Origin of the sequence: Chitinophaga sp. OAE865 (assembly GCF_040546735.1) — a bacterium.
GTDB classification, from domain to species: domain Bacteria; phylum Bacteroidota; class Bacteroidia; order Chitinophagales; family Chitinophagaceae; genus Chitinophaga; species Chitinophaga polysaccharea_A.
On record NZ_JBEPOF010000001.1, the window covers coordinates 1,924,928 to 1,936,794 of the forward strand.

The 11,867-nt window shown below is 47.4% G+C and carries 8 protein-coding genes; 7 read left to right on the forward strand and 1 reads right to left on the reverse strand.

Features of this window, described 5'->3' with window-relative positions; genetic code table 11:
* Positions 1-241: 241 nt before the first annotated feature.
* From ABIE50_RS08085 to ABIE50_RS08095, 3 genes are all read left to right on the forward strand, one after another.
* Positions 242-3,001, forward strand: coding sequence for a 2-oxoglutarate dehydrogenase E1 component (locus ABIE50_RS08085; protein WP_209864822.1), 2,760 nt, complete (start codon positions 242-244; stop codon positions 2,999-3,001).
* Positions 3,002-3,092: 91 nt separating this feature from the next.
* A complete protein-coding gene (gene odhB / locus ABIE50_RS08090) occupies positions 3,093-4,673 on the forward strand; it encodes a 2-oxoglutarate dehydrogenase complex dihydrolipoyllysine-residue succinyltransferase (protein WP_209864819.1) in 1,581 nt (526 codons plus the stop codon).
* Positions 4,674-4,771: 98 nt separating this feature from the next.
* Entirely contained in the window at positions 4,772-5,929 is a 1,158-nt protein-coding gene (locus ABIE50_RS08095; protein ID WP_209864816.1) for an RsmB/NOP family class I SAM-dependent RNA methyltransferase, read from the forward strand.
* A 69-nt stretch (positions 5,930-5,998) separates the two neighbouring features.
* Here ABIE50_RS08095 and mnmA read toward each other — a convergent pair whose 3' ends face one another.
* Positions 5,999-7,105: a tRNA 2-thiouridine(34) synthase MnmA gene (mnmA, locus tag ABIE50_RS08100; protein WP_209864813.1), complete on the reverse strand. Its 1,107-nt coding sequence runs from the start codon at positions 7,103-7,105 to the stop codon at positions 5,999-6,001.
* Between the two features lie 197 nt (positions 7,106-7,302).
* Here mnmA and ABIE50_RS08105 point away from each other — a divergent pair, with 197 nt between their 5' ends.
* From ABIE50_RS08105 to ABIE50_RS08120, 4 genes are read left to right on the forward strand one after another with little or no spacing between them, the layout of a single operon-like run.
* Positions 7,303-8,796, forward strand: coding sequence for a tagaturonate reductase (locus tag ABIE50_RS08105; RefSeq protein WP_209864811.1), 1,494 nt, complete (start codon positions 7,303-7,305; stop codon positions 8,794-8,796).
* A gap of 7 nt (positions 8,797-8,803) precedes the next feature.
* Complete coding sequence (gene uxaC, locus ABIE50_RS08110) at positions 8,804-10,198, forward strand: glucuronate isomerase (RefSeq protein ID WP_209864809.1); 1,395 nt, start codon at positions 8,804-8,806, stop codon at positions 10,196-10,198.
* Positions 10,198-11,196 carry a PfkB family carbohydrate kinase gene (locus tag ABIE50_RS08115; RefSeq protein ID WP_209864807.1) on the forward strand — a complete coding sequence of 333 codons (999 nt, stop codon included), beginning with the start codon at positions 10,198-10,200 and terminating at the stop codon, positions 11,194-11,196. Before uxaC ends, ABIE50_RS08115 begins: the two co-directional genes overlap by 1 nt.
* A gap of 4 nt (positions 11,197-11,200) precedes the next feature.
* The gene (locus ABIE50_RS08120; protein WP_209864805.1) at positions 11,201-11,863 is read left to right on the forward strand and encodes a beta/alpha barrel domain-containing protein; all 663 of its coding nucleotides are present in this window, start codon (positions 11,201-11,203) and stop codon (positions 11,861-11,863) included.
* Positions 11,864-11,867: the final 4 nt, after the last annotated feature.

Below are 11,867 nucleotides of genomic sequence, written 5' to 3' on the forward strand. Positions count from 1 at the left end.
TTTTCAAATTTCAAGTTTCGGACGGCAAAGGTAACTATATTACCTTTACAAAACAAACTAAATGTAGTTTTTCCGGTGAACTGCAAATATAAGTACCTTTTATCACAGATAATCACTTGATTTTTTCTCATTTTTTCCAACCAGCGTATCAAAAAACGAGCGATATTTGCAATCCCATATATTAATATATTGGGATCAACAGAAAAGTATTTGAACTGAAGATCAGCAAAACTCGTTGTAAATGAAGGACTTCTCATTCGTCACCAACTCACATCCTGCTTACATTGAATCGTTATACCAGGATTTCCGCAAAGATCCCAACTCTGTAGACCCGGATTGGGTTAAATTTTTCGAAGGATTTGATTTTGCAGTATCCAATGTTAACGGCAAAGCGGCGGCAACAGCGCCGGTAGCAGGAGGCAGCACTTCGTTGCCGGTGAGCGACGACCAGCTGGCGAAAGAACTGGGTGTATACCGCCTGATACAGGCATACCGCAAAAAAGGCCACTTAATTGCTAAAACCAACCCCATCCGTGAAAGAAAAGACCGCAAGGCCAACCTCGACCTCGCCAGTTTTGGATTAGGGGACGCTGATCTTAAAACAGAATTTTACGCAGGAACCACCATCGGTGTGGGTAAAACCACCCTGGAAAAGATCGTTGCTTACCTGCAGCAGATTTATGCCGGTTCCGTAGGACTTCAATACACCTACATCAACGACCGGGTAAAGGCGAAATGGATGGAGAAGGAGTTTGAGACAATCATGCTGCAGCCTTTATCCCTTGAACAACGTAAACGCATCCTGCAAAAGCTGAACCAGGGCGTTATTTTCGAGAAGTTTCTTCACACAAAATATATAGGGCAGAAACGTTTTGGCCTGGAAGGCGGCGAAGCCACTATTCCCGCGCTGGATGCTATTATCAACGTGGCGGCTGAATACGGGGTGCAGGAATCCGTGATAGGAATGGCGCACCGCGGCCGTTTGAACGTACTGGCCAATATCCTGGGTAAAACCTACGAGCAGATCTTCAATGAATTTGAAGGACTGGCTGTTCCGGATATGACCATGGGCAGCGGCGACGTGAAATACCACCTCGGTTTCCGCTCCCAGGTAACTACTCCTGCAGGCAAACCGGTAAACCTGCAACTGATGCCCAACCCTTCCCACCTGGAAGTGGTAGACCCGATCGTTGTAGGATTTGCACGCAGTAAAGCGGATGTGATCTACAACAGCGACTACGATAAAATACTGCCCATCCTCATCCATGGTGATGCCGCAGTGGCAGGACAGGGAATTGTGTATGAAGTGGAACAGATGAGCAAACTGAAAGGATACTACGTAGGTGGTTCCATTCACTTTGTGATCAATAACCAGATCGGCTTTACCACCGATTTTGACGATGCCCGCTCCTCTGATTACTGTACCAGCGTGGCATCTATTGTACAGGCCCCGGTATTCCATGTAAACGGCGACGATGCAGAAGCAGTGGTGAAAGTATCCCAGCTGGCCGCCCGTTACCGCCAGGAATTTAATGAAGATGTGTTTATAGACATGGTTTGCTACCGCAAACATGGCCACAACGAAGGTGATGAGCCTAAGTTTACGCAACCGAGCCTCTACGCCCTTATTGAAAAACACGCTAATCCGCGTGAAGTATATACCCAGTTCCTCCTGAGCAACGGCGAGTCTGAGGCACAGGCGCTGGCCAAAGAAATGGAGAAAAGCTTCTGGGACGACTTGCAGGCCCGCCTGGATGATGTAAAGCAACATCCGCTGCCCTATGTGAGCCAGAAACCGGAACAATGGTGGCAGGCCCTGCGCAAAGCTACCCCCCAGGATTTTGAGACTTCCCCGGTAACTGCTATTAAGGAAGAAGATTTTAAACGGCTGTTCGACAGCCTGATGAAATGGCCGGATAACTTTGTTCCACTGCGTAAAGTGAGTAAACTGCTGCAGGATAAAGTAAAACTTTACCAGGAGGAAGGTAAGGTAGACTGGGCCACCGGCGAACTGCTGGCCTATGCCAGTCTCCTGATTGAAGGTAAAGACGTGAGAATGAGCGGGGAAGATGTAAAACGTGGTACTTTCTCCCACCGCCATGCAGTATTGTTTGATGAAAATACCAATGAAACTTACAGTCGCCTCAGTCATTTGCAGGAAAACCAGGGTAAGTTCAGAATTTATAACTCTTTATTGAGCGAATATGGCGTATTGGGCTTTGAATATGGTTATGCCATGGCCAATCCCAATAACCTGGTATTATGGGAAGCGCAGTATGGCGATTTCGTAAACGGTGCACAAACGGTTATTGACCAGTATATCAGCAGTGCAGAACAGAAATGGACTACGCAGAACGGCCTGGTGATGTTATTGCCACATGGTTATGAAGGAGGTGGACCAGACCACTCCAATGCCCGCCCGGAACGCTTCCTGCAGCAATGCGCAGAGGAAAATATGGTGATCACCAATATCACTACTGCGGCTAACTTCTTCCATGCGTTACGCCGCCAGTTAACCTGGCAGTTCCGCAAACCACTCATTAACTTCTCTCCAAAAGCCAATCTGCGGCATGTAGGCGCTTATTCAGCTATGGAAGAATTTACACAGGGCGGCTTTAAGGAAGTACTGGATGATCCGTTTATAGACGATGCAGCAGTAGTGAAGAAAGTATTACTTTGCTCCGGTAAAATGTATTTTGATCTGAGTGATAAACAGGCTAAGGATGATCGCAAGGATGTAGCGATTGTACGCCTGGAACAATTGTACCCGCTTCCGGTTAAACAACTGGAAACCATTGCACAGAAGTATAAAGGCGCTACCTTCTTCTGGGTACAGGAAGAACCGCTGAATATGGGTGCTGCAGCATTCCTGCAAATGAACCTGAAACAGATCAACTATGGTGTTATCAGCCGCAACCCGAGTGCTTCCACAGCAACGGGGTATGCAAAAGTGCACGCACGTGAGCAGCAACAGATCATAGACACGGCTTTTAACATCTAAAAAAATTCAAAGTATAAACAGAATAATCAGGCTTTACGTTAAAGGTTAACCGCTCAACGAAAAACCTGGTATCACCATCAACTGATTAAATATGGTTATCGAAATCAAAGTCCCTACGGTAGGAGAATCTATTAGCGAGGTAACAATTGCAAAGTGGTTGAAGAAAGACGGAGATTATGTTCAGCAGGACGAGGTATTGTGTGAAATGGAATCTGAGAAAGCAACCTTCGAACTGAATGCAGAAAAGGCGGGTGTCCTGAAGATAGCCCCTGCTGCACAGGAAGGAGCTACTTTGAAGATTGGTGATGTAGCCTGTACTATTGATACAGATGCCGCTGCACCGGCCACCGGCGCTGCTCCGGCTGCTGAACCTGCTGCAGCTGCAGCTACCGCACCGGCGCCTGCTCCCGCAGCGGAAGCACCGGCAGCTCCGGCGGTAAATAAAGGGACGATTGAAATGAAAGTGCCTACAGTAGGAGAGTCTATCAGTGAAGTAACACTGGTGAAATGGTTAAAGAATAATGGTGATTATGTAGAGCGTGATGAGGTGGTTTGTGAGCTGGAATCAGAGAAGGCTACCTTCGAGCTTAATGCAGAAGAAGCCGGTTCGCTGATTACCGTAGCAAAAGAAGGAGATACTTTGAAAATAGGTGATGTAGCCTGCAAAATAGATACAAGCGTTGGCAGACCGGCAGGTAAAGCCGCACCGGCGGCGGCAGCTCCTGCTGCACAACAGGCAAAGGCTGCACCACAACCGCAACAGGCGCCTGTTACCAGCATTCCCAACGATGTGAAAGCATCACCGGTGGCTGCAGCAGTGATTGCCGATAAACATGTGGATCCTTCCAGCATCAAAGGTTCCGGCGCCCATGGCAAGATCATGAAAGACGATGTATTTGCCGCCCTGCAAAACCCGGGCGTGGCTATCGGTCAGGAAATGTTCTCCCGCAATGAACGCCGCGAAAAAATGAGCAACCTGCGTAAAACCGTTTCCCGCCGCCTGGTGGAAGCGAAAAATACAACGGCAATGCTAACTACCTTCAACGAGGTAGACATGACCGAAATCATGGCGCTGCGTGCCAAATACAAGGAAGTGTTCAAAAAACAGCATGAGGTGAATCTCGGCTTCATGAGCTTCTTTACAAAAGCATGCTGCTTCGCTTTACAGGAATTCCCTTCCGTAAACGCCTATATCGACGGAGAAGAACTGGTGTACCACGATTACTGCGATATTTCCATCGCTGTATCTGCTCCGAAAGGACTGGTAGTACCGGTGATCCGCAACGCAGAAAGCCTGGATATGGCAGGTATTGAAAAAGCAGTAGTAGAGCTGGCTACCAAAGCCCGCGACAACAAACTGACGATGCCCGAAATGACAGGTGGTACCTTTACCATTACCAATGGCGGCGTATTCGGTTCCCTGATGAGCACACCTATCATCAACATTCCGCAATCCGCTATCCTGGGTATGCACAAAATCCAGGACCGCCCGATGGCCATCAACGGACAGGTGGTGATCCGACCAATGATGTACCTGGCGCTGAGCTACGACCACCGTATCATTGATGGCCGCGAATCAGTAAGCTTCCTCGTAAGAGTAAAAGAAATGCTGGAAAATCCTGAACAGCTGCTGTTCGGGAAAGACCCGCTGAAAGCATTGCTGAAACTCTAGTTTCAGCTGGCAACATATAATGAAATCCGGTCTGGCAACAGGCCGGATTTTTTTTATGCTATTTCCCGGGACGTCAGTATTAGCCCGTATCTTCGCATATGACCCGTTGGGAAAATTACTTAGCATCTGCAGAAAAAATTATCGGCGCCTACCAGGGCAGCCTGCCATTACATCATTTCCTGAAATCGTTTTTTAAGGAGCACCCTTATATGGGAGGGCGCGACCGGCGCTGGATTTCACAGCTGGTATATCATTATTTCCGGCTTGGGAAATGGGGAGAAACGCTTTCTGTAAAAGAGCGGATCATTGCCGGCGCATTTCTTTGCGAAACCGTTTCCAGCGATTTCCTGGCTGCTATCCGGCCGGCCTGGAATGAACAGGTTGCGTTGCCGTATGCAGACAAGGCAGCACTGCTGCCTGCTCCATTGACCGCCGATGCCCTGTTCCCATTTTTGACTGAACTGTCGGATACAATAGACCCTAACGCATACGCCTATACTATTTTAAAACAACCCCTGTTATTTATCCGGGTGCGCAATAATAAGCTCGATAAAATATTGCAGCTACTGGATAAGGCGGCCATTGCATACGAGCTGTTTCCCAATAATGCCACCATAGCATTGCCCAATGGCACTAAAATAGAGGTAATAGTGCCGGAGAAAAGCTGGTACGAGGTGCAGGATGCTTCCAGTCAGCGCACAGGAGAATTATTTCATCCGCAGAAGCAGCAGCGCTGGTGGGATTGCTGTGCAGCCAGTGGCGGTAAATCCGTTCTGCTCAAAGACCAGCAGCCGGGTGTGCAGCTATTGGTATCCGACGTAAGAAGGTCTATCCTGGAAAACCTGCAGCAGCGCTTCGCAGTAGCCGGAGTGAAGAATTATGAAGCCAGGGTGGCAGATCTTACTGCAGAAAATTTTCCTGCCTCCATGGGCAATCAGCAATTCGATGGTATTATCCTGGACGCGCCCTGCAGCGGTTCCGGCACCTGGGGCCGTACACCGGAAAGTATTACTTTCTTTAAAAAGGAAGAGATCAGCAAATACCAGCAGTTGCAACAGAAGATAGCGCGTAACGTAGCGCCGTTTGTAAAAAAAGGCGGCTCACTGATCTATATCACCTGTTCTGTTTTTAAGCAGGAAAATGAAGAAGTGGTAAAATATATAGAAACCATCAGTGATCTGCGGAAACAGGAAGGAGGCGTGATTGCCGGGTATGATAAAGGGGCGGATACGATGTACGCTGTGAGATTATCTTAGTTTTTTGATAAAAGAAAAAGGGTGGAAAGATCTCATCTTCCCACCCTTCCTTATATCTGATTTGCAAAATTATAAAACAGGCATACTCCGCTGGATAATTCCACCACCGATCACATCATCGCCTTCATAAAAAACTGCGGACTGTCCCGGTGCAATTCCCTTCACACTTTCATAGAAGTTTACCTTTACCTGCCCGTTTTCGTTGTACAGGTTACTCAGTGCGCCTTTATCTTTATAACGGATCTTGGTAACAGCCTCCATCCCTTCGGGAATGGTATCATATTTACCCATGTTAATGCCGCTCACAAACATTTCGCTTTTCTGGAGTTCGTCTTCATTACCTAAAACCACTGTATTGGTTTCAGGGATGATCTCAGTTACAAACACCGGGCGACCAAGGGCAATATCAAGCCCTTTACGCTGCCCAACAGTATAGAAGGGGTAACCCTTGTGATGACCTACGATCGTGCCGTCTGCCAGTACAAAATTGCCTCCGTTTACCCTTTCTTCCAGGCCTTCTACTTTTCTTTTCAGGAAGCCCCGGTAATCATTGTCAGGAACAAAGCATATTTCATAGCTCTCGGCTTTTTTAGCCAGTTCCGGGTACCCGAAATCAAATGCCATCTGGCGTATCTCTGTTTTACGGTATTTGCCCAAAGGAAGAATAGTGCGGGCCAGTACATCCTGGTGAATACCCCACAGCACATAGCTCTGGTCTTTGGTTTCATCCAGGCCTTTACTGATCACATAGCGGCCGTTGTCGTGCTGACGAATCTGGCCGTAGTGGCCGGTGGCAATAAATTCGCAATCCATCGCGTCCGCACGTTTCATCAGTGCGCGCCATTTTATATGTGTGTTGCACAGCACGCAGGGATTAGGCGTGCGTCCTGCAATATATTCCTCGACAAAATTATTCACTACAAAATCACCGAATTCATCGCGGATATCCAGCACGAAGTGCGGGAACCCATGATGAACCGCTGCAGCGCGGGCGTCGTTAAAAGAATCCAGGTTACAGCAACCGGTTTCCTTTTTACTGGCACCGGCAGATGCATAATCCCAGGTTTTCATGGTGATTCCCACCACTTCGTAACCCTGTTCATGCAGCATCAGCGCTGTAACAGTGCTGTCGATACCGCCACTCATGGCTACCAGCACTTTACCATGCTTGCTCATTTATAAAAGTTTAGAGCAGCAAAATTACTTAAATTTAAGCCAACGGCCATCTGTGCTTTATTGATCCTGACAATGGGCTGATTGATTCTGATTATATTTTAGCCTGTTTTAGTGATTATTCAGAGAAAATTATAAATTCTTAATTGTGAATTATATATTTATTAGTTTTAGCCACCTTTTAGCATAAATCAGTTACGATGCTACCTATATTAAATAAAGAATTTATATTAAAAAATCCAGATTCCGGTGTTCCTGTAAACACTTTCAGCTTTCCTGAAAAGATCCTGCAATTTGGTACTGGCGTGCTTTTGCGCGGCTTGGTAGATTACCTGGTAGACAAAGCCAACCGGCAGGGTATTTATGAAGGAAGAATTGTTGTCGTGAAGTCGACCGATGGCGATACTGCCGATTTTTCCAGCCAGGATAGCCTGTTTACCACCCACATTAAAGGTGTTTCCCAGGGAGAACTGGTAGATCAGGTCCTGATCAACGCCGCTGTTAGCCGGGTTTTGCAATCGAATGCAGAATGGGCGGCAATTTTAGCCGCTGTTCATCAGCCCGCTTTGCAAACCATTATTTCAAATACCACGGAAGTGGGTATCCAGTATGTCCCTGAGAAAATCGCAGATGGTGTTCCGGCTTCCTTTCCCGGAAAGTTGCTGGCTGTGCTATGGGAGCGGTTCACCTATTTCAAAGGCAGCGCCAATACCGGTTTTGTGATTGTTCCTACGGAACTGGTGGTAGATAACGGACGCCTGCTGAAAGATATAGTACTGCAGCTGGCCGCTTACAACGAATTGCCGCAAACCTTTATATCATGGGTAAACCAGGATAATCATTTCTGTAATTCACTGGTAGACCGGATTGTTCCGGGCAAGCCCCGCAATCTTGCTGAAATTGAGCAAAAAGCCGGGTATACCGATAAATTATGGATAGAAGTGGAACCTTACCTGTTATGGGCTATTGAAGGGAATGAGCATGTTCGTTCTGTATTATCTTTTTATAAGGCAGATGAAAGAATGCTCATTGAACCAAGCATCACACCATTCCGGGAACAGAAGCTGCGGTTGCTGAATGGCAGTCATACGGCAGCGGTGCCACTGGCTTTCCTTTCCGGCCTTAATACGGTTTATGAATGTATGCAGGATGACTATATGAGCCATTTCTTTAAAGAAGTGGTGCTCCGGGAAATACTGCCTACTATTGAAGAGGCCTGTCCTACCGCTACTGCATTTGCACCGGAAGTGCTGGATCGCTTTGCGAACCCGTTTATAGCACATAAGCTCATCAGCATTACTTTCCAGGAAAGTTCCAAGATGAATGCCCGCAATGTGCGCACACTGGTTCGTTATTACGAGAAGTATAAAACGCTTCCGCATCACCTGAGCCTGGGTTTTGCAGCCATGCTGCTATTCCTTTGCCCGGTGCGGGAAGAGGCCGGAAAATATTATGGTAACAGGAACGGAGAAGAGTATGTTATTACAGACGACAATGCCGCTGTATTTGCTGCCTGGTGGCGTGATCACAGCAATATAGATGATATGGTGACCGGTATCTGCAGCGATAAACGGTTATGGGAAACAGACCTGGCCGCTATTCCGGGATTTGCCGAACAGGTGGCCCATCTTTTAAAAATGTTGAAAAGTAATGGTGTAAAAGCATTTATTCAATCGCAGCTGCTCAAAAATTAATGATGTTATGAAGGAATTCCTGTCTGAAGATTTTTTGCTACAAACGGAAACGGCTAAACGATTATATTTTGATTATGCCGCTTCAATGCCGGTAATAGATTACCATAATCATCTGCCGCCGGATGAAATAGCTGCGAACAAAACATTTGCCAACCTGTATGCCATCTGGCTCAGGGGAGATCATTATAAGTGGCGCGCCATGCGTGCGAACGGCGTACCAGAAGAGTTTATTACCGGTAGCGCCGACGACTATACGAAATTTCGTCACTGGGCCGCTACTACGCCTTATACCATGCGGAACCCTTTGTATCACTGGTCGCACATGGAATTAAAAAATCCTTTTGGCATCACTGATCTTCTCAATGAAAAGACAGCAGAAAAGATATACCACGACTGTAATGCACAATTACCACAGCTATCCACACAAACACTGCTGCAGCATTATAAGGTAGATACATTGTGCACTACGGATGATCCGGTGGATTCACTGGAACATCACCGGGCCATTGCCGGTAAACCTTTTGGGACTAGAGTACTGCCTACTTTCCGCCCCGACCGGGCTATGGCGGTGGATAACCCTGAAGTGTTCAACCGGTTTGTTAATGAGCTGGCAGCAGTTGCCAATAAGGAAATCAACGGGTTTGATGACCTTATGGAAGCATTGCACAGCAGGCATACTTATTTTCATGAAACCGGCGGCCGCTTAAGCGACCATGGCATCAGTACTTTTTATTTTTCACCCGCCAGCGGAAAGGAACTGGACACCATTTTCCGGAATGCCCGTCAGCACGGGACTGTTACGCCATATGAAAATGCGCAGTTTAAAACTGCAGTGTTGCAGGCGGTCTGCGAATGGAACCAGGAAAGAGGATGGGTGCAACAGTTCCATGTGGGAGCTATCCGTAACAATAATTCCCGCTTACTGCAGCGGGTGGGGGCAGACGCCGGTGTGGATTCTATTGGAGACTGGCGTGTTGCTGAAACGATGAGCGCATTTTTTGACGCACTGGATAAGAAGAATAAACTGGCGAAGACGGTAGTATACAACCTGAACCCTTCCTATAATGAGGTTTTTGCCACCATGGCAGGCAATTTCCAGGATGGCACTGTTCCCGGTAAGATCCAGTATGGCTCCGGATGGTGGTTCCTTGACCAGAAAGATGGCATGGAAAAGCAAATGAACGTGTTGAGCAATATGGGATTATTGAGCAGGTTTGTGGGAATGCTAACTGATTCCAGAAGTTTTCTATCTTACTCACGACATGAATATTTTCGCCGTATTTTGTGTAACCTGATCGGCAACGATGTGGAACATGGTGAATTGCCAAATGATATTGCCTGGTTAGGAAAAATGGTACAGGATATATGTTACTATAACGCAAAAGCATATTTTGGATTCTAATGAAGCCGGTAAAAGTTATCACATTCGGAGAAATATTATTACGCTTGTCGCCGCAACTGGCGAAGAATACAGCCGCCATTTATGTTGGTGGCGCAGAAGCCAATGTGGCAGCGGCATTGGCGAACTGGGGCACAACGGTGGCCTATATCAGTAAAGTTCCTGAAAACGGCTTGTCGAAAGATGTGCTGGCGCAGCTGAGTAACCGTGGTATTTATACCGACAGGGTCCTCTGGGGTGGTGAGCGTATCGGTATTTACTACCTGGCGCAGGGCAGCGACCTTAAGCATGCTGAGGTGGTATACGACAGGGCCTGGTCTTCATTCAGCCAGATTACGCCGGGCACTGTAGACTGGGATGCCCTGCTTGGAGATGCTGAATGGTTCCACTGGAGCGCTATTACGCCGGCATTGAACCCTGATGCAGCTGCAGTCTGCAAGGAAGTATTACAGGCAGCTACCCGGAAGGGTATGACCATCTCCACGGATCTTAATTATCGCAGTAAGTTATGGCAGTATGGGAAAAAGCCGGTGGATGTAATGCCGGAGCTGGTGCAGTACTGCGATGTGATCATGGGAAATATCTGGGCCGCCAACAATATGCTTGGTACCGCACTGGATACTGCTGCGCTGGCAGCCAATACAAAAAATGTATTCCTGCAGGAGGCGGAAAAGGTAGCCGAAGAAATTACGGCTACGTATAAACGTTGCAAACGGGTGGCTTTTACTTTCCGTTTCAGTAATTCAGCCACGCATAACCTGTATTATGCCTTTTATTATAATAACGGGCAGATGAGCATTTCACGGGAATACGACACCAATGAAGTGGTGGATCGCGTAGGAAGCGGGGATTGTTTTATGGCCGGGTTGATCCATACACAGCTGCAGGGGTTGGATGATCAGCAGATCATTTCTTTTGCAGCGGCGGCCGCCTATTCCAAATTTTTTGTGGAGGGAGACTTCAATACCACTTCTGAAAAAGAAATAATAAAACTGATATAACAATATGGCACCAAGTTCCGAAACAATTATAGCTGCATTCGAGCAAAGCGGGATTATCCCGGTTTTTTATCACGACGACGAGAGTATTTGCCTGGAAGTACTGCAGGCCTGTTATGATGGCGGTTTACGCGTATTTGAATTTACCAGCAGGGGAGAAAATGCACGTAAGAACTTTGCTGCTATGCGCGACAGGAAACTGGCTGCTATGCCTGATCTGTATCTGGGCATCGGTACAATAAAGAATGCTGCGGATGCTGCAATATATGCCGGTATGGGTGCTGATTTTATTGTATGCCCGGTAGCGGATCCGGAAACGGCCGCGTATTGCCGGTCTGAGAACATCACCTGGATCCCGGGTTGTATGACGCCTACTGAGATCTCTGTTGCAGAAAAGAATGGCGCCGGGTTGGTAAAGCTTTTCCCGGGTAACGTGCTGGGCCCCGGCTATGTGAAATCCATTAAACCCCTGTTCCCGCAATTGAAATTTATGCCTACCGGTGGGGTGGAGCCAACACAGCTCAGCATGGACGCCTGGTTTGACGCCGGCGTGGTTTGCGTGGGAATGGGATCCAATTTACTGTCCAGGTCCCTGATAGAAAGTAAGGACTGGAGCGGGCTGAAAGAGAAAATAATGCAAACGTTTGCATTTCTCAGCGCGATGAAGTAACTTA

What these genes read in the sequence shown, in the direction of transcription:
- ABIE50_RS08115 (WP_209864807.1), top strand. Translation starts at nt 10,198, where the DNA reads ATGAAGCCGGTAAAAGTTATCACATTCGGAGAAATATTATTACGCTTG.
- uxaC (WP_209864809.1), top strand. Translation starts at nt 8,804, where the DNA reads ATGAAGGAATTCCTGTCTGAAGATTTTTTGCTACAAACGGAAACGGCT.
- odhB (WP_209864819.1), top strand. Translation starts at nt 3,093, where the DNA reads ATGGTTATCGAAATCAAAGTCCCTACGGTAGGAGAATCTATTAGCGAG.
- mnmA (WP_209864813.1), bottom strand. Translation starts at nt 7,105, where the DNA reads ATGAGCAAGCATGGTAAAGTGCTGGTAGCCATGAGTGGCGGTATCGAC.
- ABIE50_RS08105 (WP_209864811.1), top strand. Translation starts at nt 7,303, where the DNA reads ATGCTACCTATATTAAATAAAGAATTTATATTAAAAAATCCAGATTCC.
- ABIE50_RS08095 (WP_209864816.1), top strand. Translation starts at nt 4,772, where the DNA reads ATGACCCGTTGGGAAAATTACTTAGCATCTGCAGAAAAAATTATCGGC.
- ABIE50_RS08085 (WP_209864822.1), top strand. Translation starts at nt 242, where the DNA reads ATGAAGGACTTCTCATTCGTCACCAACTCACATCCTGCTTACATTGAA.
- ABIE50_RS08120 (WP_209864805.1), top strand. Translation starts at nt 11,201, where the DNA reads ATGGCACCAAGTTCCGAAACAATTATAGCTGCATTCGAGCAAAGCGGG.